This is a genomic window from Aquimarina addita, assembly GCF_039539305.1.
Lineage (GTDB): Bacteria > Bacteroidota > Bacteroidia > Flavobacteriales > Flavobacteriaceae > Aquimarina > Aquimarina addita.
Map to the genome: position 1 here is coordinate 29299 of NZ_BAABCW010000015.1, position 19389 is coordinate 48687.

At 29.7% G+C, this 19389-nt stretch carries 20 protein-coding genes; 10 read left to right on the forward strand and 10 right to left on the reverse strand.

What is annotated here, in order from left to right:
* Window positions 1-99: 99 nt before the first annotated feature.
* The 3 genes from ABD816_RS16190 to ABD816_RS16200 are packed head-to-tail and all read right to left on the reverse strand — an operon-like array spanning window position 100 to window position 1325.
* Window positions 100-519 (reverse strand): hypothetical protein, encoded by a 420-nt coding sequence (locus tag ABD816_RS16190; protein WP_344929162.1) that lies wholly within the window; start codon window positions 517-519, stop codon window positions 100-102.
* A gap of 5 nt (window positions 520-524) precedes the next feature.
* Window positions 525-1154, reverse strand: coding sequence for a flavin reductase family protein (locus ABD816_RS16195; RefSeq protein WP_344929163.1), 630 nt, complete (start codon window positions 1152-1154; stop codon window positions 525-527).
* A gap of 3 nt (window positions 1155-1157) precedes the next feature.
* On the reverse strand, window positions 1158-1325 hold the full coding sequence (locus ABD816_RS16200) for a Lacal_2735 family protein (protein WP_344929165.1): 168 nt from the start codon (window positions 1323-1325) through the stop codon (window positions 1158-1160).
* Window positions 1326-1680: 355 nt separating this feature from the next.
* Here ABD816_RS16200 and ABD816_RS16205 point away from each other — a divergent pair, with 355 nt between their 5' ends.
* Together ABD816_RS16205 and ABD816_RS16210 are read left to right on the forward strand one after the other, a co-directional pair.
* Window positions 1681-2076 carry a ribosomal maturation YjgA family protein gene (locus ABD816_RS16205; RefSeq protein ID WP_344929167.1) on the forward strand — a complete coding sequence of 132 codons (396 nt, stop codon included), beginning with the start codon at window positions 1681-1683 and terminating at the stop codon, window positions 2074-2076.
* 214 nt (window positions 2077-2290) lie between these two features.
* The gene (locus ABD816_RS16210) at window positions 2291-3181 is read left to right on the forward strand and encodes a dienelactone hydrolase family protein (protein WP_344929169.1); all 891 of its coding nucleotides are present in this window, start codon (window positions 2291-2293) and stop codon (window positions 3179-3181) included.
* A 61-nt stretch (window positions 3182-3242) separates the two neighbouring features.
* On the opposite strand, the gene ABD816_RS16215 is transcribed toward ABD816_RS16210, so the two are convergent.
* The 7 genes from ABD816_RS16215 to ABD816_RS16245 form a co-directional block, all read right to left on the reverse strand.
* Window positions 3243-4418 (reverse strand): DUF4861 family protein, encoded by a 1176-nt coding sequence (locus ABD816_RS16215; protein ID WP_344929171.1) that lies wholly within the window; start codon window positions 4416-4418, stop codon window positions 3243-3245.
* Between the two features lie 239 nt (window positions 4419-4657).
* Window positions 4658-5170, reverse strand: a complete 513-nt coding sequence (gene tssO / locus ABD816_RS16220) for a type VI secretion system TssO (RefSeq protein WP_344929173.1) — start codon at window positions 5168-5170, stop codon at window positions 4658-4660.
* A gap of 27 nt (window positions 5171-5197) precedes the next feature.
* Window positions 5198-6355, reverse strand: coding sequence for a hypothetical protein (locus ABD816_RS16225; RefSeq protein ID WP_344929175.1), 1158 nt, complete (start codon window positions 6353-6355; stop codon window positions 5198-5200).
* Window position 6356: 1 nt separating this feature from the next.
* Window positions 6357-7382: a PKD domain-containing protein gene (locus ABD816_RS16230; protein WP_344929176.1), complete on the reverse strand. Its 1026-nt coding sequence runs from the start codon at window positions 7380-7382 to the stop codon at window positions 6357-6359.
* A gap of 125 nt (window positions 7383-7507) precedes the next feature.
* Window positions 7508-8533 carry a PKD domain-containing protein gene (locus ABD816_RS16235; RefSeq protein ID WP_344929178.1) on the reverse strand — a complete coding sequence of 342 codons (1026 nt, stop codon included), beginning with the start codon at window positions 8531-8533 and terminating at the stop codon, window positions 7508-7510.
* Window positions 8534-8557: 24 nt separating this feature from the next.
* Window positions 8558-10393: a type VI secretion system baseplate subunit TssF gene (locus ABD816_RS16240; protein ID WP_344929179.1), complete on the reverse strand. Its 1836-nt coding sequence runs from the start codon at window positions 10391-10393 to the stop codon at window positions 8558-8560.
* Between the two features lie 8 nt (window positions 10394-10401).
* Window positions 10402-10833 (reverse strand): GPW/gp25 family protein, encoded by a 432-nt coding sequence (locus ABD816_RS16245; protein ID WP_344929182.1) that lies wholly within the window; start codon window positions 10831-10833, stop codon window positions 10402-10404.
* 199 nt (window positions 10834-11032) lie between these two features.
* On the opposite strand from ABD816_RS16245, the gene ABD816_RS16250 reads away from it, so the two are divergent.
* The 8 genes from ABD816_RS16250 to ABD816_RS16285 all read left to right on the forward strand — a co-directional run bounded on the left by ABD816_RS16250 (window position 11033) and on the right by ABD816_RS16285 (window position 19187).
* Window positions 11033-11680 (forward strand): C40 family peptidase, encoded by a 648-nt coding sequence (locus ABD816_RS16250; RefSeq protein ID WP_344929184.1) that lies wholly within the window; start codon window positions 11033-11035, stop codon window positions 11678-11680.
* A gap of 37 nt (window positions 11681-11717) precedes the next feature.
* Window positions 11718-12644: a hypothetical protein gene (locus ABD816_RS16255; RefSeq protein ID WP_344929185.1), complete on the forward strand. Its 927-nt coding sequence runs from the start codon at window positions 11718-11720 to the stop codon at window positions 12642-12644.
* A complete protein-coding gene (locus tag ABD816_RS16260; RefSeq protein WP_344929187.1) occupies window positions 12641-13513 on the forward strand; it encodes a TssN family type VI secretion system protein in 873 nt (290 codons plus the stop codon). Before ABD816_RS16255 ends, ABD816_RS16260 begins: the two co-directional genes overlap by 4 nt.
* Window positions 13514-14074: 561 nt before the next feature.
* The gene (gene tssD, locus ABD816_RS16265) at window positions 14075-14461 is read left to right on the forward strand and encodes a type VI secretion system tube protein TssD (RefSeq protein WP_344929189.1); all 387 of its coding nucleotides are present in this window, start codon (window positions 14075-14077) and stop codon (window positions 14459-14461) included.
* Between the two features lie 157 nt (window positions 14462-14618).
* Complete coding sequence (gene tssD, locus ABD816_RS16270; protein WP_344929190.1) at window positions 14619-15014, forward strand: type VI secretion system tube protein TssD; 396 nt, start codon at window positions 14619-14621, stop codon at window positions 15012-15014.
* 904 nt (window positions 15015-15918) lie between these two features.
* On the forward strand, window positions 15919-16314 hold the full coding sequence (locus ABD816_RS16275; RefSeq protein ID WP_344929192.1) for a hypothetical protein: 396 nt from the start codon (window positions 15919-15921) through the stop codon (window positions 16312-16314).
* Between the two features lie 283 nt (window positions 16315-16597).
* Window positions 16598-17509, forward strand: a complete 912-nt coding sequence (locus tag ABD816_RS16280) for a hypothetical protein (RefSeq protein ID WP_344929193.1) — start codon at window positions 16598-16600, stop codon at window positions 17507-17509.
* A 367-nt stretch (window positions 17510-17876) separates the two neighbouring features.
* Window positions 17877-19187, forward strand: a complete 1311-nt coding sequence (locus tag ABD816_RS16285) for a short-chain dehydrogenase (RefSeq protein ID WP_344929194.1) — start codon at window positions 17877-17879, stop codon at window positions 19185-19187.
* The last annotated feature ends 202 nt before the right edge of the window (window positions 19188-19389 follow it).

The following is a 19389-nucleotide window of genomic DNA, read 5'->3' on the forward strand; positions in this document are numbered from 1 at the left end:
ATACAAAACGTTTCTTTTTTATTGAAAATCTTTTAAAATTTCTACTATCTATTGAATAACTACCTCTATATTAAAAAATAAAATTATATCTATCTCTAATTAAGTATGATCTATACATTTATATAGAGTCCATAAAAATATAATTGTCCATAAGCTTGTACGTATCCAATTCAACTTCACCAATTTATTTAATAACTTTTTATCTATTCTTCTGTTAGAAATTTTTTTATGAATAGGAACAAATTGTAAAAAAGTAGAAGACCATACCAGCGTTATTAAAACTAATGAAGCACTACTATAAAGTTCTGGTTTTCGTGAAAATTGAATGATCGCCAGCACAAGTTGACTCAACATTAATGGCATTACAACACATCCTATTCGAATAGTGTATTTCTCATGCCATAGTATTAACTCCTGTTTTGATAAATAACTAAAGCTTGGATAAATAACTAATTGAACCAGCCAGATTAATACTACTAATCCCATATCAAATACCAAACGTAAGAAGTCTATACTCATATTCCTTAAAAATCAGGGATCTCTTCTGCCCTTGCGTAAGGGAATTCTAAAATCTTTTTCAAAGAATAATAAGTGTTTAATCCAGATATTCCAACAGTATCCATACTACTTAGGTCTATATCCAAATGATCATCCATGCAGCCATCTGGTAGTATTAAATGACGTATTTCTCCAATCATTAATATAGTTCCATTAAGCGGTATATCTATCGCCTGTACAAAACGCATCCCTATTTTTAACTTACTTTCTTTTACAAAAGGGGCTTTAAATCCGGTTATATATTCTTCTATTAAATTACATTTTTCAAATTCAGATATTTTTCTATCTAATTTGGCAGATGTATAATGTGCATTTTTAGTAAAAGATTGATGAATATGATTAATTGTATATTCCCCATTTTGCATAATATTTTCATAAGTATGCCTGGGAACTTCTCCTACAGGTCGCATTATAAATCCTACTAATGCCGGACTACTTCCTAAATGAAAAACAGAACTAAAAATGGCTAGATTTGTCTCTCCTTGACCAGAGATTGTCCCTATAAGATTAGCTGGCTTAATACCAGAAACTGCGTTTATAATTTTTAAACGTTTTACAGAATCCATTTCTTCTATCTCTGCTTTTGTATACTGCATCTTTTAGTTTTCTAAAGATTCTATTTTTGTTAAAACTTGCTGAGCTTCCTCATATTTTTTATCACTTTCTGTTCTATTGATACTAGAAAGCTTGTGCCATTCACTCATTAGCTTTTCATATTTCTTTTGTAATATTTCTTTCTCATTCTTCTTCTTAAATAAACCAAACATATCTCATCTGTATATTAATAAAACATAAATAACTTGTGGTTTGCACTATATATCAACGTCTTATTGTAAATTATTAAAAAATAATATTACTATCTTATAAAACTCATTCTAATACTGATTTCAAATTTACAAAATTGTTTAACCATATTTACTATTAGTTAAACAATAATTAACATAGCGCTATAATGTTTATTGATTAGTTATACTTAGAAGCTGAATAACATCATCAATCTATTACAAAGTTTTCTTATGTTTATTTTAATTAAATCAGTTACTGTTACCATTACTAATAACACCCACGTTGTTATATTTTCCTTATAATATCACGACAAAAAGAAAATTGATGTACATAAAAATGAAAAGAAATAGAAACGTATCTATTGTTGCAATTTTACTTACTATATTGACTGGTTTTCTATCAAGAACTTCTCTAATTCCAGAACTCTTATATCCATATGCCGGGGATTATCTATATGCTCTCATGTGGTTTTTTATCGTTGGTTTTATTGATATAGAGATAAAATCTTTTAGAGTGATGCTCATAAGCATTATGATCTGTTATATAATAGAGTTTTTTCAATTATATCAGGCCCATTGGATTACTACCATCCGTAATTATAAACTAGGTGCTCTAATTTTAGGACAGGGCTTTTTATGGAGTGATATTATAAGTTATACTTTTGGAGGTATAACCGGTTTTATTATAGAAACCTTTTGCATAAGAGGAAAACAGTTTGATGAGATCGTTTAGAACTAAAAGCCTTTAGAGTCTTAAACAAGAATGTAAACCGAATTAAATAATTTTTAATTTTAACAAAAGAATACAATTCAAAAAGAAGATGTTTTTCCTCTCATCACTTGTAACCTTAAGTTTTAGCATAATTTTAAATGACCACTATTTAATTTTCATTTAAATTGTGATTCTAATGTAAAGTTTATACTATTATTACCTAAACCCAGCACTTATGAAAACTGTTAAAAAAGAAGATATTAAACAAGAAGTTTTTGATCTATATGATCAATATGCTCATAATAAGTTAGAGAGACGACAGTTTATGGAAAAATTATCATTATATGCTGTTGGTGGTTTAACAATTCCGTCGTTACTTAGTTTTATAATGCCCAATTATAAGGATACAATGTTAATCAACCCGGATGACCCAAGATTATCCTCTGATTATATTACCTATACATCATCAAAAGGAGGTGGTGATATCCGTGGTCTATTATCTAAACCTAGTGAAATTAAAGAAAAATTACCAGGCATTCTGGTTGTTCACGAAAATCGCGGTTTAAATCCTTATATAGAAGATGTAGGAAGACGTGCAGCATTAGAGAACTTCATTAGTTTAGCTCCAGATGCACTGACTCCGCTAGGCGGTTACCCTGGTGATGATGCGGAAGGAAGAGTACTTCAAAAAAAGAGAGATCGTAATGAAATGTTAGAAGATTTTATTGCGGGTTATCAGTACCTAAGTACTCATGAGAACTGTAATGGGAAGGTAGGAGTTGTAGGTTTTTGTTTTGGGGGTTGGATATCCAATATGATGGCAGTAAAAGTTCCATCATTAGCTGCTGCAGTCCCTTTCTATGGGGGGCAACCTACTGCAGAAGAAACTAAAATGATTAAAGCTCCTTTATTACTTCAATATGCAGGTTTAGATACGAGAGTTAACGAAGGTTGGCCTGAATATAAAAAAGCTCTTGAAGATAATAACAAAGAATATACTGCTTATTTCTACGAAAAGGTAAACCACGGATTTCATAACAACTCTACTCCAAGATATGATAAAGATGCTGCAGAATTAGCCTGGAAACGTACAATTGATTTTTTTAAGAAAAAACTTTCAGTGTAAATTAAACTTGATATTCACTCCAATATTATTGTTATTATTTATTATGACAATAATATTGGAGTTAGTTATATACTACCGTCATGGGATTACTAATTTTTTTAGAAAAAATAGCTACATGCTTTTCCCATGCCTCTTTGGTAGTAAACTGACCTCTTTCTTTCCAGCCAAAACCAGCATAAAAAATAACACTGGCATCAATAACTTTGAGATGCGCATATGCGTGGCTTGTATCCTTTTGATTGCTATCGTAAGTTTCATAGCCTAAAAAGTTATCAGACAAACCAATGATCGCCATACCAAGTTCAGAATCATCGTGAGGCTCCCAATAGCTTAACCAGCTATTCTCTATATCACCTGAGACAATTCCTTCTTTTTTATGCAATGTAAGCCCTACAGATAATGAGTCTGTTCCTTCTATCGATAGTTCATACTTAGAAAAATTACTCCCTAGATCAAGACTAATAATTTTTGACTCTTTTATCATAGCACCACCTGCATCCCAATCCTTATAAGTAAGATAAAAACTGGTTCTAATAGGCCCTGTAGTAATTGTTCTATGACTTATAAAATTTTTTGATGAATAGTAGATACTATCTTTTTTTACTGCAATTCCACCTACTCCTCTACTTGTTCCTACATGGAAATTATCGAGTCCTTCAGGGCTATCATCATGATATGCTCCTTGCTTAATACTATTCTTTTTATACCAATTATTAATAATAGGATATGGGACTTTTTTTAACCAGGCATCTATACCATTGGTCAAAGTACCTCCTTTAATACTATCTTCTACCATTTTCTGAGCTGTTGGTCCAAAAGTTCTAAATGCAACTCTATCGTTCTCCCACGCATAATCATCAGTACGTTCTGGTACAAAACGAGAATAACAATAATCTTTGGCTTCTGGTCGCTCGTTTTTAGATATTGATACGATTTCAAATACCTTTTCTGACATTGGTGCAAGTGTGGGCTGAAATAATAGTTCGTCCATTATACCATCTCCTTCAATATCTACCAATTGTGTAATCATAAAAGTCCCCGTTTCGAGATCTCTAATCCCCAGACTATCTAAATTTTTAACTTTAAAAAAATCCTTAGGTAATGTTAACGTTTCATAAGATCGTTCAATATTCAGCGTGTTTGTAACTGTAAATGTTTTTGCCTTTATTTTTGATTTACAGCTAGACAATGATGATATTATCATCACGATTACAACTAAAATTTTATATACTTTCATTGATTTTAATTTTAACCTCTATTACTAATTTACATTTTTAATAGTATTCAGGAAACACATTGTATTTAAAAACCCCTATTCTCGTACAAATTGAGCTTAATACAATACTTATATGCTATCAATCTGCTTAAAAATTTCTAATCACTAAAGAAAAACCTCATTGGATTGTCCAATGAGGTTTTATATTTATATTACTTTCGAATCATATCCAAAAGTATGTGCTCGAAAAAAGCTTATGTCTACTGACTAGAAAGCTGATAAGAATCAAGACGTCTTTCACAAGCATTCAATTCATTTTTCAATTGTAAAACATTTGTTTTATACTGTAAGATTGTCTCATCAACTCCTTTAAATTTAGTCATCTTGATTTTTGTATCTTTTAATTCTAAGTATGAATTGATGATATTAGTATACATATCATATCGATAGGTATCATCTTCTGTTGGTATGGAACGTTGTAAATCCGCTATATCTTTATTAATAATTTGAGCTAGAAAGGAAACATCCTGACCCTGAGTATCAAGAGAGTCTATAAGTCCTTTTATTTTTTTCATTCCTTCAGAAAACTCTTTCTGAAATGCAATATCTTTATTCACGGCTATAGCACGTTCTCTCAAAACTTCATTCTCTTTAAAAAGAATTCTGTCAAAATCAAAAAAGAACGTTACTACTATTAGTGCTGTTGTAACGATGAACAGCAATGCAAATTTTAAAATACTATTTCTTCTTTCTACACTATTTTTAGATTTCATCTATATAAACTATAATTAATGGGACATTTAATCTAATAAGAAGCTACGTCTGTTTTTAACATCTGGCTTAGCAATCACTTCTTCTTTGACAAATATATTAGAATCTGATTTCTTTCCAATATAATCAAGCTCATTTAATTTCTTAAAAAGAGAAAGCATTAGTTTGGTAAAGCTAGAAACATTATGCAATGCTTTGTTTATATCAGTATGTTGATATTCTAAATCCATCATTTCTACTAGAACATTTTCAAAAGCTCCTTGATTCAGATCACACCAATCTGACAAATAATTTAGTAGTTCTTCTTTACCAGTTCCAGCATACACATCCATACTATTTTTAATCACTCTGGCTAGAGCCATTAACTTAGTAATCATAATTACCGGAGGCATATGTCTATCATAGAGCCTAAATTCAGGTAACATTCCTCCCAGATATTGAAGCGTATTATGCGTCATAGAAGAAACCATATTGGCTAAGTCATTAGCCTGTTTTTTCTGATATATTTTTTGAATAATATTCATAGTATACTTTTCTATTGCATTAAAAAAAGTATGAATTTCTGTATAAATATATTTCAAATCCTGATGACTTTGTATAGACACACATGGTGGTATAAAATCTTCAGCTAATGATGCAACTCCATCAGAGAATTGAATCTTTCCGATAGTCACATGATGCTTTCCAAATTCTGTCTCATTCGCCTCTGCAATTCCTATAACATTAAGATTATACTCTGGTAATACAAAGGGGTGTCTGGGTGGTTCCTCTTCTGGGTCTGCATCTCCCACAGGCATTCTCCCATAAGGATTTACACTTAGTACGATATAACATTCATCCTCTGTACTATTAATCTTATATTCTGTACTTATAATACTTCCTTTCTGCAGCATTGAGGAAGATATCTCTGGGGTTATATTGATAAAAAAACCACCTACAGTAATTGCTCTACATCTATTTAGTTCTACTTTTATAGTATCCTGACCATCCATAGAGAAAACAATATTAACAGCGTCATCACCACCTATACTAGGCAGCAATCCATAGTTAACAGCGTTTAAATCTTTAGAACTGATAAGCTGTGCAAACTGAGTTGATGCGTTATCTGCTTCAATAAAATGATTTTTATTAATCTTCATTCCGTCAATCCAGTTAACTCGATGATGATTTTTATTTGTTAATTCCATGTTAATTAAAAATACTTAGATTAGAATATTTAATTTCAATACTCGTTATACAATTATAATCTCCTTTTTTAATATTTAGCTCCTTGATTTTAATTCCTTTACCTCTAATTTTTTTACAAAACTCCTTAAAGGTCGTGTCTTTATTATTTACCTGAATCGGCAGATTTACATCATTACAAAGATATTCTTTAAAATTATCTGCTGTTGCTTTTTTTGCAGAAACCAAAGCTAATAAAGTTTTAAATTTTTCTTCACCAATATTTGGTGCATTTTTTCTGGTAGGCGGTGGTGGCGGTAATGGTACCGGTGGATCAATACTAATTGGATCTATATCAGGTCTATCCGGTATTACTGGTGGATCAGTTCTTCTTACAGGAGGATTACCCCTAGGAGGAGCCACAATTTCTATTTCTTTTTCAAATACGTTTACTCTCTTTTTAAAACCATATCTGGGATCATTATTTACGATTAAAAGAATTGTTTTTTCTCCAGGTGATTCATAAACATATTCGGGATTCTTTTGTGTAGCATCTACTCTACCACTTTCTCCAAACCTCCATTCCCAAGAAGTTGCTTCTTTTGTTTTATCAAAGAGCTGTATCTTTTCTCCTACTTCTATTTTATCAGGTATATCGAACTTTGCTATTCTTGAAGAATCTAATACAAAAGCTTTTTCTTTTATCGTTAACTTTTCTTCCCATTTACAAGATCCATTTACTTGCAATTTAACAATATATTCTCCGGATTTGGTGTAGGTATGAAATGGATTAGAAATCTTACCAGGTCTCGAACCATCTCCAAAATCCCATTCTCTTTTTATAACACCTTTAGTATTATCCTTAAATCTGATAATTTCGCCAACTCTCAGATTCCCTTTACTAAAATTAAAAGCTTCTATTTCGCAAGGTGCATAGTTTATGAATTTATATGCAAATATTGACGCTGTTACCAATATGGTAAAGACAAAAAGTAAAATTAAGTTTTTATCCAAATGATAATTTGCTGTATTATTTGATTCTTCCATCATTACTCTTTTTTTGTAACATATATAAAAGTATAGTGTATTTTTATAAAATGACTATAATAGGATATCCTAATATAGATAAAATATTGCTTTTTGACATTAATTTATATTTTTTAACTAAAATATCCCTAGTTAGAAAATTGAATTTTAATACTTGTTATACAATTACGATCTCCTTTTTTAATTTCTAAATCTTTAGTTTTAATTTTTTTAACCTTTACTTTCTTTTGCTTCACCTTATTTACAAATTCTTCAAGCGTTGTTTCTTCATTATTAACCTTCATAGGTATATTAAGATCATTGCAAAGATATGGTTTAAAATTATTTGCTGTCGCTTTTTTATCGGACACCAGGGATAATAACTTTATAAATCTTTCTTTAGTTATAGACTCTACATCTTCTTTTTCATTTTCAGGAGGCTCTGGGTCTTCTATAACAATTCCACCCATCCCTTCTGGAGGTTTTATAGGAATCACACCTGTATTATTATTATTCACTATGACCGTATTATCATTACCTGGCGGTAAAATATCTTCATTTTCTTTCTCAACGACATTAATTACAGTTTTAAATGCATATCGAGGCTCATCATTTACAACTAATAAAATTGTCTTTTCTCCAGATGATTCATACACATATCCAGGATTTTTTTCATTAGAATCTATTCTACCACTTTCTCCAAACTCCCATTTCCAGGAAGTAGCACCTTTTGTCTGATCCAAAAATTGTATGATTTCACCAACTTCTATTCGATCCGGCATACTAAAACGTGCAATTCTGGAGGAATCTAAGGGTACTATTTTCTGCTTAATTGTTAGTTTTTCTTCCCATTTACAAGAACCGTTAATTTTTAATTTCACAATATATTCTCCAGGCTTGGTATATCTATGAAAAGGGTTTGCTGTCTTTTCTAATTTAGAATCATCTCCAAAATCCCACACCCTATTTGTGACACCTTTAGTATTATCTTTAAATCGAATATTATCATCAACTCTAAGAATTCCCTTATTATAATTAAAAGCTTCTATACTACAAGGGGCATAATTTATAAACTTATATGCAAATATGGAAGCCGTAATTAATATGGTGAAAGCAAAAAACAAGATTAAATTCTTATCTAAATGATAATTTGCTATATTATTTGATTTTTCCATACTTACATTTTTTATCACTTAAATCTATGCTACAAATGTAATTTTATACGGAAATACATTTAAAGACTGTTGTTCTAAAATTGATAAAATATTACTTTTTAGAGAATCCCACTCAATATCTGATGTTTTAACAGCTTTATTGACATACAAAACAAGTTCAATACAAGGTACAATTCCTTTTACAACCTGAATATCAGTCTTAAATCCTTTTCTAACCTTTACCTCGGTAACCTTATTGCTACATAACTCATAACAGAGTGCTTTCACGTCTTCTTTTGTAACAATCCTGTTTCTGGATAGTAATGCTCTGCGATACGCATCTAATCGTTCAACCATTTCAAGATTATCTTTTCCCTGAAACGTAGAAGTCAGAAACATACTACCTTTTTGTTTCAGATCACTACCTTGATAAATACTAAGTGCATTACCTGTTTTGATCTGATTCGCTTCTTCACCATTAGTTGTCCAATATTCTACTAAGAGTGTATCTTTTTTCTTATAAGGTTTTATAGATATATAATTAGTTTCATCAGAGGATTTCTTCATATCCGCTACTTTTTTCTCTAGCATGGATATATTTTGATTCAACTCACTTATATTAGATTGTAAAAAGTCATTACCAAAAAAAGAAAAAGAAGCACTCTCATCTTTTAGTAACTCTATTAAATGCGACAAATACTCTCCTGCTTTTCTAGAATCGAGCTTACTAACATTATCCCTTCTAACTACATATGTACCTTTATGATCAACTGAAGAATCATTTTCTCTCAATCTATAATCCTTTCCAGATGTATTAGAAATACTTTTTACATCAAGAAAAAGTTCCTGAGTACTTAATGGAATTATATCAATATAATCTTTTAATTGATATGACATACTTTCCCACTTTCTATTCATCCCCGGAAAAGCATTCACTGTACTATATACACTTTTTAAAACTTCATCATCAATTATCCTTGGAAAAACAATTTTTATCCAGTTTAACTCTTCAAGATCTTCGTGATCCTTAAGATTTATACATTCAGAAAAATCCTCAAGAATCTTTGCCTTAGAACGCAATGAAATATCTGATTTTATCGAAATAAAATTCTTTTTGTATAATTTCTTTATTTGATCTTCAATATTTCTCGTTTTATTCGGTTTAAAATCAAAAATTGATTCTAAATGAATCCGGTTAGAAACATCGCTATTAAAATATCCTGGTAATGTTTTTACAGACTTACCTTCAAAAAAGAATTCTGCATTTTTTAGATGATGATAAAAAAGTTCATTTTCCTGAACATCTAATAACTCAAAGTAAATCGAAACATCTTTTAAATCAATTTTTTTTTGCTCCGTTCTTAATCCTAAAAATAAGGTAGAAGGTGGTAATCCTTTTCTACTTTTTAAAGACAACGAATCAGGAGTTTTTCGCTTTCCTTCTATCTCATATATAGAATTTCCGCATATCATCTTACTTACCTGAGCATCAATCAACTTATTTTCTTGAACAGGTGAAAAATAAATATTTTTCAGTTCTGTATTCGCATTTTTAGTTTTGACTCTTTTCTTGTAATACAGCAAATGTTCTGGAGTGATTGTCATTTTTTTCTCCACGGGTTCCGTATACACAATCCCATGAGCCGGTCTGGCACCATACAATGTTTCTGGAGTCATTAATTGGATCAATCGCTCTGTAATCCTTGTCTGAGAACTATCAATCTCTCCTGATATCTTTTCTATTTCTGCCGCACAAGCTCCTATAAGAAGAGCGACTACAGGATCAAAAGAACTTTCAATTTCATTAGGCGAAACTCCCCAAAGAGAAGCCGCTTTTTTTATCATTCTATTCTTTATCTGTACTTTACTTTCTGAACTCATAAACTCTATTAAAATGAAAGTGGAGCGATATAAAAACTTTCAACACAAAAAAACGGTTCATTAGTTTGACTAACTACACCTTCTACCTTAATATCAATACGTTTTTTGATTCTATTAAGTGCACCCCTGTTTTTAAACTCTTCTTGTTTAATATTTACATCGATATGTATTCTTTTAAGACGTTTTTCCTGAGCGACAAGACTATCTAAAAGAGACTCGGTAATTGTATTTCTTAATTTATTTGTACTTGTTAGATTATCAAAATCAACGTTCCAGATGGAACAACCAAAGGATTCATCAAAACTACATTCACCAAAATAGGAAGTAGTTATTAAATGAATAAAATTAACAATTGACTCCTTAAGTTCGCAATCATCAATTTCTTTATTCTTTATAATTCTAAAAGTATCTAATGGTAATTTATAATAAGATGTAACCATGAATTTTTGATGTTATAAACATACTCCCCTAACTTCCCCGCAATTTAATAAAGATTTTACTTATCCACACTTAGTAATCAAAGAAAGTGATAAAAAAAATATTATTAAATTACAATATCTCTATATTTATGTGTTAACACCAGAATAACGGTAGAGAATAAACATAAGTTTTTTATATTTGCAAAAATTTCACTTTTAAATGAACATACTTTATAAAGCTTTAATTTTACTTATTTTATTTGTAGGAATAATGAGTTGCGGCTCCTCTAGAAAAGCATTAGAAGAGGCTTTAGCACAAGCTAAAAAGGACTCTATAGCACTTGCTAAGCTAAAAGAGAAAAGTGCCGATAAACTAGAGCAAGTAAAAATAGCGCCAATACAGAGAAAATACGCTGTAGTAATGGGTGTAGAAGCACAAACTATTAACATTCCCCTTTTTAAATTTATCGACAAATGGATAGAGACACCATATAAAATGGGCGGAGAAACAAAGAGTGGTATTGATTGTTCGTTTTTTGCTCAATATCTTTTTCACGACGTATATGGTAACCTGATAGAGCGCACAGCACAAAAACAATTTGATGCCCCCAGTACAAGTAAGTTTCTTGGCCAAAAGTATCTTGTAGAAGGTGATTTACTATTTTTTAATTTAGAAGGCTCAGAATTCATGCCAATCACTCACGTAGGTGTATATCTGGGTAATGGTAGGTTTGTTCATTCTACTGCGAGACGCGCAGCAAATGGAAAAAACGGAGTTCAGATAAGCAACTTAAAATCACAGCACTGGCAGAAGTTATTTGTTGCAGCAGGTAGAAAACCAAATCCTATTAGGAATATTGAGAATTAAACCATAACCTTTATAATTAATTATAGATAAAAGATTAATGAATCAAAAAAACGTACAAGCTGTATATGAGGAGTTACTTACAACTTATCAAAATCTAAAAGCAGAAATCTATGTAACTGAGATTTTAGAAAATTCTGACTTAGATCTTACAGATATTGATGTTTTTAACCAAAGTACTTTTTCCAGATCTTATAGAAGAGATGTCATTGATTTTAAGGTAGATTCTTTCTCTAGTACCAAAGATAAGCTACAACTCAAAATAGCCAGAAACAGTTTGTATGATACATTACCAGAAGGGTTATTTCATGATTCTATAAAGACTAAAAATAACACGCTTTCTTACAGTGAACTGCACCAAAAGCAAAAAAAGCAAGAACAGGATGCGAGATCTTTCTTTGCCCCTTTAGAAAATGAGTTTTTTACTCAAAAAGTTCATATCGAACAGAATGAGCGAAACCTTATTAATGAATTTACAAACCTAAAAACTGATTTTCTTTTAAAATTCTGGAAATTAGATAAAAAAATACCAGCTAAATACAGCATTAAGCTTTTACAATTGTTACCATATGCTCATAAAATATCAGGGGAAATTGAACTCACTGCTTTAAGTTTGGAAAAAATAATAGATGAGAATGTTTCTATTCAAAAAAAATATAAAACTATTGAAGAAAAGTCAGGCACTTCTCAACCTGATAATAAATTAGGTGTTAACTTTACCTTAGAAGTTAAAGAATCCATTATTTCTTACCCTTATTGGGAAATTACTATCGGTCCTGTAGAGAAGGAAAATATAGATAAATATTTAGTGAATAGTGCTACTTATAAATTTATTGCTATCTTTTGCGACTATTTTATTCCAATGGAAATAGATACAGAAATTAATATAGAATATGCAAATAAAGGGAATACCTTTGCATTAAACGAGTCTAATAACCCCCGAATGGGCTTAACCACTATAATATGAGTTTGACATTACATTTTATATCATTAAATCCGGATTTTATAAAAATAGGATTATTACTATTGGGAGTTAGTGCTATACTTATGGGACTGGTGTCCGGATTAAAAAAACTATTTACAAAAAATAAAAAGAAATTTTTCTTATATATAATTGTTACCGTAATTTTATTTGCAGCTACTGCATTTTTGAGCAATGAAAAAGTGTTAAACGATATACCGCTTAATAATTATATTGCTTTTCAGATATTATTTTTACTTCTTGGTAGCCTTCATGTATTTACGCTTCGTAAATTTTTTCCTGACTTATCAGAAAACTTTTCTGACTTCTGGACAGAATTCTTATATACAATTGTTACCGTATTTGTAGGATTAATAGGGTTTCTTTTTATTGTAGACATGTACAAACCAGAATACCAATATATGTTTACTTCTTCTGCTTTATGGTTTATTATTCCATTTATGGTAGTTAAACTCTATGAGTTTTCCATTGCCGTGCCGGTAGCTATATATAAAAAATGGTTTTACCCAATTGACAAAAGAATGCAAGACCCTAAAAATGAAGAATTAGTAAATCCACTTGTGATATCTTTTGAATTTAATAAGAAAAAGAGAACCAAAGAATTTAGTAATTTCAGACTTAAAGCCCCAGAAAAGATGGAATTTGGCAAGCTTTTCTATTTTTTCATCAATGATTATAATGAAAGACATCCTGGTGGAGAAATTCAGTTTCTTGACGAAAAAAACAACCCATATGGATGGATTTTCTATACTAAACCAAAATGGTTTGGATCTCAAAAACATATTGATTTCACAAGAACTGTTGAGTCTAATAATATAGTAGAAGACGACGTTATCATTTGTAAAAGAGCATAATATTGAATACTCTTTATTTCAATTTTTATCTATCCTATTAAAATCGCTCGTGAAAACTTATGAACTATATGTCATATGTTTCAAAGACCGGTAATTGCATTTAAATCTACATAATATAAACATCTATTACTATTTTTATTATTACTTAACTAAAGTATTCTAATTAGTTTTGAGATGTTATTACTATTATTACAATAAACGTTTAAAATGATTGTTCTAGATAATTGATTTATTCAAATAATTTTATTGATATTTAATCATTTAAAAGAATTATTCCCTTCATAAAAATTAATGATCAGTGTTAGATTTTCATAATCAAAAGTTAAATAAATGTTAATATTAAATTTCTTTTAATTACTCAATTTTACAGATATAACTCATATTCCCAACCTTAAACCCGTAACGAATTGTAGCTTTTTTCCTTCTTTTTTAGAGCTTTTATTTGCTAGTAATAGTTTATTGATTTTTTTTCTAATCTCTTTTTTTTATATCTTTACATCGCATTTATTGCGTTTATTATAATCATTATTATCATTATTATTAACTTAAAAATTATTTATTATGTCATTTAATGCAAAATTTAAAGTAGGTGGAAACGAGTATAATGTACTTAATTGTACGTATGGATTACACCAAGAAACTGACGCGACTGGTCGTCCATCATCTATTACCAGAGGAGGTATGATTACTATCGAGGTTGAATCAACAGCAGATACTACATTGTCTGATTGGATGTTCAACAACTTCCAGCAACAAAGTGGTTCTATTGTATTTTTGAAAAGAGATACTGAAGCAACTGCAAAAGAATTAAAATTTGTTGATGGATATGCTGTAAAGTATGTTGAAAATTTTGATTCTACTGGTAAAAATCCAATGACAGAAAGAATTACTATTTCTGCAAGAGAAATCTCTGTTGGAAACGGAGAACATATCAACGAATGGGTATAAGTCCATTATTTTATTTAACAAGATTATAATAATAATGGGGAGTGTTCTATCACTCCCCTTCTTTTCTTAAATTATTATTTAATTACATCATTCATTCTTTTTGAAAATCTTAATGTAATTAAATTTTTTAATTGTAATCCTTTAAAAAATATTACTTATGTCTTTTTTAGCAAAATTAGATCTTGATGGGGAAGAAATCAATATACTTGATTGCTCTTTTACCTTTAGACAAGATACAGATTATACAGGAAGACCTTGTGCAAAACCTCAAGGCGGACAAATTAGCTTACTTATAGAATCTACTTCTAAAACAGATTTTCTGGAATGGATGATATCTCCTTCTATAGTAAAAAAAGGAATCATTACTTTTTTTAGAAGAGATAACATGTCTAGTCTTAAAAATGTAGAGTTTTCTGAAGCTTATTGTATTGAATATTCAGAACATTTTAACGCTGATAGTGATAAACCTTTACAAATCCATTTACTCTTGTCAGCAAAAGAAATCTCAGTAAAAGGCACTACGTTTATTAACAATTGGCCTTCTAAGGTGTAATCAAATTTATTTTATATTTTGATGTCACCAGAACTTTAGTAAGTGATGTTTTACTCTCTTTTGTATTAGACCAACATACCGTTGATAGTATTCATTTGTAAAAGTAAATAGAAATCCCAAAACTAGCGCTGATAACAGATTTAAAGATGTTTAGTACAACAACCTTTGTTATTGACATTGTTTCACTTAATGATGAATGATCCATTCATCATTATTTTGTTACAGTAGTTAATTCTTAATGAGGTAAAAATAATTGATGTTTTTTGATATTTGTTTTAGTTATACTAAAAGAGTAAATATTTTACTCTTAATAACAGGATTCTAAAGCAATCACACTCACAAATATTATTTGGTTTCACTCAATATAACACATCTTAGCACTGCAACTAGTTTTTTCAGGTAATATTCACTTATGAATGTTACTAACTAATAGTAATGCCCTCTGAATCCTTATAATAATTCACGGTATATAAGAAATTAAGCACTCTATTTTATGCTGATTTAATAATATTATAAATTATTAAAAACTAAAAATTATGTCTTTACGGATGTGCTGAAAGCATGGTCAAATAATAGTTATCCTGGTTTATTAATTATATTTTGTCTTCATCACTTTAAAAAAGTAAAGTACAAAACCAAACATCCACCTATTGTAATACTGTTAAATATAGAATTATCATCATAAAAATACTACAGCTTTTTTTAATAAGTTTTGGTATAGTTGGTTGTGTTACTGAAAAAGAAATAATGGATATACGTTACACTTCGCGTAACGATATATATGAAAATTATATTTTAACTTAGAGAATACCGATAAGAGATTAAAAAAAAATCATAATTAAGTATTAGAAATAATTGAAAGAAACAAGTATGTTGTGGACTCTTTAAAAACTCTAAAAGCTACATGGATGATAGACCTGTAACTTTTGAAGACCATTTATATCAAAACTCATTTTCACTAACCGCAAGTGATGTTATTTTGTACAGGCCTCCGAGTGAATGGTCCTTAGATCCAGTAGCGGATAAAGACATTATTGTCCATTATAAAATAGGAGAAGAATACAACAACGCTACATTAAATATCAATGCAACGTTAACAGGAAGAGAATACAAATTAAAACTAAGTACAGATGCTTTAAATTTAGAAGCTCTATATCAAATTTTAAATACTATAAACTCATTACAACACCATAAAAAAACAATTAATTTTAAGTATCTTATTATTAACAATGAAAACGTTAATTTACTGAATATCATATACTCCGATAATGGCGAACACGTAGAGCTTACTTATCTTTAAAAAACCAAATTGCAATATAGATTATAAATTAACCATAGTTCAAATTAATATTGCTGGTAAGTTATTTTCATTTAATGAAATACTAAATATCAGTGATGTGGAAGAAGCAGAAATTGTTACCGTTTATTTTGCGAAAAAAAAGTAACTACAGTTTTCGAAGCAGATGCTATACATTTACAGCAAAAAGAAAACTTATTGTTTATACATCAATTGCAATGGTTATTGCATTTGATAATAGTAAACCAATTAATCGTAATAGTTATTCTATTCAAAACTAAAGTCTATGACAAACAAATTCTTATACGTATTTTTACTTTGTAGCAGTATTCTATTTTATAACTGCAACACAAAAGGATCTGATCAGCAAGCAGAATTAGATCCTAAACAAATAATTGAAAAAGCAGAACCTACAATAATCAATGTATCTAGTAAAACGATACATCCAAGTATTATTGACACCACTAGTTATTTAGCAGATTGTTTTTATGAAAATCTAACCCATAAAAAACAATCCTTTATAGCTATGGAAAATATCTTAATAGAACAAAACATCCTAAAAAATGAAACCCAAAAAGGTTATCAAGATTTTTTTATAAAATATGTACAATCTTCAAAACTTGGTCTTTACAATACTGCTCCCATACATAAAGGAAGTAAAAAATATTTTGAAAATAAACTAAAAATAGCAAACACCTTAAAAGCACATATCAAATCTGCTGAAAAATTTAAAGATAGGCTTAATCAATGCTATAAAATTCAATCAAAAAAGGTAGGATTTGAAAAGAGTCAAATAAATATTTTAATCGATAAAATCAATAAATTTTATAAACTCGCAGAAAGTGGTGAACTGGATAAAAAATACCCAAATAACACCCTACTTTATGTTTTGAATAAAGAGTTTCCCAGTGCTTTATTTAACCATATAGATACAAGGTTAATCCAATACTTAATGCTATATAGTTATTTACAAAAATATGATGAGGAGCAGATGAATCTCGAATATCAAAATGCCTTAGAAATGGTTGTGCTATTCAAAAAAGATTCAATCAAAGAAAAGACAACTAATAATTCTTCGATGGATAAATCACCAGTATCAGACCCTAATCATATCGAAATTATCGAAATGACTGACAAGGAGGTTGAAGATTTTACTAAAAATGGAGGTATCATTAAGTCAACTGAACCGGATGAATAAAGCCTTAAAGTAACTCTTAATGCCTGTGATATCTCTACTCCAGACTTTTATTCATACACCTTATAGTTACCCTACTAATTATAAACACATGTTCCTTATGGTATTGTCGAAATAACATTATTTGGTCGTGTTAATCTCTTTCTTATCCTACTATATTCTATCTTGTTTTTTCTGAAAGAGAAGAAAAGCTTATTTAAAATACGTCTTAAATTTTATTTGTTATTCTCATTATTCTGATATACATTTTTTTTAAAATCAAAAATGGAATCTTTTCCTTTAACATTTAATATACTCAATCTAAAATATTACATTAATAGCCTGAATAAAATTATAATTTTAAGTATTTTAGAGAGATTCAAAACTGAATATGAAAATTAACCTTATTATCATTATTGCAATCATTTTTTCTATAACTACCTCTTGTTCAGAAGAGACAGATGAAGCCTTATTAGAAAAAGACAGAAAAGAATTAATTGAGATTCTTGATACTCAAAAGGTACTAATATATAAGTTTGGTAAAGTATGTATTAGAGCATCGGTAGTAAATGATACCGTTTCTCCCGAACTCAAAGCATTCCGGTCAAAAATGAAAAAGGTATTTAGTACTATTGTTCATCATGACCCAGATGAAAGCTTATCAGTTTTAGAATATCTTTCCATTTATAGAGATTATCGAGATATGAGTAAATTTATTCAGAAGACCGATGAAGATCAGTTTCCTACCTTATCAGAAGCTATTAGAACTGTCTATGGCGTTAATAACACTTCTTTAGAACCCTATCCGGAGCTGGAAAATGCTGTAAAAATTTATATTCAAAATTTAGAACACGCCTTTCTTAGTACCATATTAGTAAGTAGTAGAGATATGGGAAAAGAACTCGCATTATATGAGTGCTCTAAAACTTATCCCGAGCTTCTGCCTGACCAGGAATCAAAACCCTTGATACGTTTCTTTAGAGGCTTTTTGTTTTTTGAAAAAGGATTGCGCTACCTGTCAGAAGATGAAATATCCAAAAATATTAGTTGGTTAGAAAAGCATCCGGAAGTAGCCTTGCCTTTAGTAAAAAAAATGTTTCAATGGGGAACTTTTGATAATACCCAAACACATATTGGTTTTCACGGTATCAACCATCTTTTTAGGGGATTAGACAGGCTAACAATGGAAAGAGAGATCGATGAACAACGAGCATTAGATGATTTTGAAATATTTATAAAGGACACTAAAAAATTAGGACTTCAAAACGAAGCAATCTGGGCAATAGAAACATTTTTATATTTGAAAAAAGAAGATAATGAAAAGGCTATTGTAGCATTATCAAAATTAAAAACAAGCCCCTTACTCTCTCTTGATGAAAAGAAAGGAATAGAAGAATCTATTAAATACCTTGAAGACAGACGACCTGATAAAGTCTTAAATGGGTTTTATGACAAATATTTTTTGACCAAAATAGCTTCAAAATATATATTTTCTATCCTTTCAAAAATTAATTGGGAAAAAATAATGAAAGATCAAAATGTACCACATACTGAAGAGATATTTGGTAGTATTGACGCTTTTGATGAGTTTATGAAAAATATGGATACCTATACGAGTGGAGATGCCATCAAAGAAACCGGAAAAGAGTTGCAAAAAGAAGGAACCAAACTTTGGGAAAAAGCAAAAGATGTGATTAAATAAACTAACCTCGATCTAAGGGTATGGGGTACCAAAAACAAGATCGCTTAATTACAAGAATCAGAAAACGAGATCTCTTAACCCTGATTATATTCACAATACTCGAGGCAAAACCTCATGGAATTTTATTGACTAAATAGAGACTTTTTTCAACGTTAATTTTTAGTAAGAAAAATAAAATTCCTTCAATTTATAAATAGTAATG

Bases quoted from the DNA above. Each gene is read 5' to 3' on its own strand.
- ABD816_RS16190 (WP_344929162.1), bottom strand. From the start codon at position 519: ATGAGTATAGACTTCTTACGTTTGGTATTTGATATGGGATTAGTAGTA.
- ABD816_RS16195 (WP_344929163.1), bottom strand. From the start codon at position 1,154: ATGCAGTATACAAAAGCAGAGATAGAAGAAATGGATTCTGTAAAACGT.
- ABD816_RS16200 (WP_344929165.1), bottom strand. From the start codon at position 1,325: ATGTTTGGTTTATTTAAGAAGAAGAATGAGAAAGAAATATTACAAAAG.
- ABD816_RS16205 (WP_344929167.1), top strand. From the start codon at position 1,681: ATGAAAAGAAATAGAAACGTATCTATTGTTGCAATTTTACTTACTATA.
- ABD816_RS16210 (WP_344929169.1), top strand. From the start codon at position 2,291: ATGAAAACTGTTAAAAAAGAAGATATTAAACAAGAAGTTTTTGATCTA.
- ABD816_RS16215 (WP_344929171.1), bottom strand. From the start codon at position 4,418: ATGAAAGTATATAAAATTTTAGTTGTAATCGTGATGATAATATCATCA.
- tssO (WP_344929173.1), bottom strand. From the start codon at position 5,170: ATGAAATCTAAAAATAGTGTAGAAAGAAGAAATAGTATTTTAAAATTT.
- ABD816_RS16225 (WP_344929175.1), bottom strand. From the start codon at position 6,355: ATGGAATTAACAAATAAAAATCATCATCGAGTTAACTGGATTGACGGA.
- ABD816_RS16230 (WP_344929176.1), bottom strand. From the start codon at position 7,382: ATGATGGAAGAATCAAATAATACAGCAAATTATCATTTGGATAAAAAC.
- ABD816_RS16235 (WP_344929178.1), bottom strand. From the start codon at position 8,533: ATGGAAAAATCAAATAATATAGCAAATTATCATTTAGATAAGAATTTA.
- ABD816_RS16240 (WP_344929179.1), bottom strand. From the start codon at position 10,393: ATGAGTTCAGAAAGTAAAGTACAGATAAAGAATAGAATGATAAAAAAA.
- ABD816_RS16245 (WP_344929182.1), bottom strand. From the start codon at position 10,833: ATGGTTACATCTTATTATAAATTACCATTAGATACTTTTAGAATTATA.
- ABD816_RS16250 (WP_344929184.1), top strand. From the start codon at position 11,033: ATGAACATACTTTATAAAGCTTTAATTTTACTTATTTTATTTGTAGGA.
- ABD816_RS16255 (WP_344929185.1), top strand. From the start codon at position 11,718: ATGAATCAAAAAAACGTACAAGCTGTATATGAGGAGTTACTTACAACT.
- ABD816_RS16260 (WP_344929187.1), top strand. From the start codon at position 12,641: ATGAGTTTGACATTACATTTTATATCATTAAATCCGGATTTTATAAAA.
- tssD (WP_344929189.1), top strand. From the start codon at position 14,075: ATGTCATTTAATGCAAAATTTAAAGTAGGTGGAAACGAGTATAATGTA.
- tssD (WP_344929190.1), top strand. From the start codon at position 14,619: ATGTCTTTTTTAGCAAAATTAGATCTTGATGGGGAAGAAATCAATATA.
- ABD816_RS16275 (WP_344929192.1), top strand. From the start codon at position 15,919: ATGGATGATAGACCTGTAACTTTTGAAGACCATTTATATCAAAACTCA.
- ABD816_RS16280 (WP_344929193.1), top strand. From the start codon at position 16,598: ATGACAAACAAATTCTTATACGTATTTTTACTTTGTAGCAGTATTCTA.
- ABD816_RS16285 (WP_344929194.1), top strand. From the start codon at position 17,877: ATGAAAATTAACCTTATTATCATTATTGCAATCATTTTTTCTATAACT.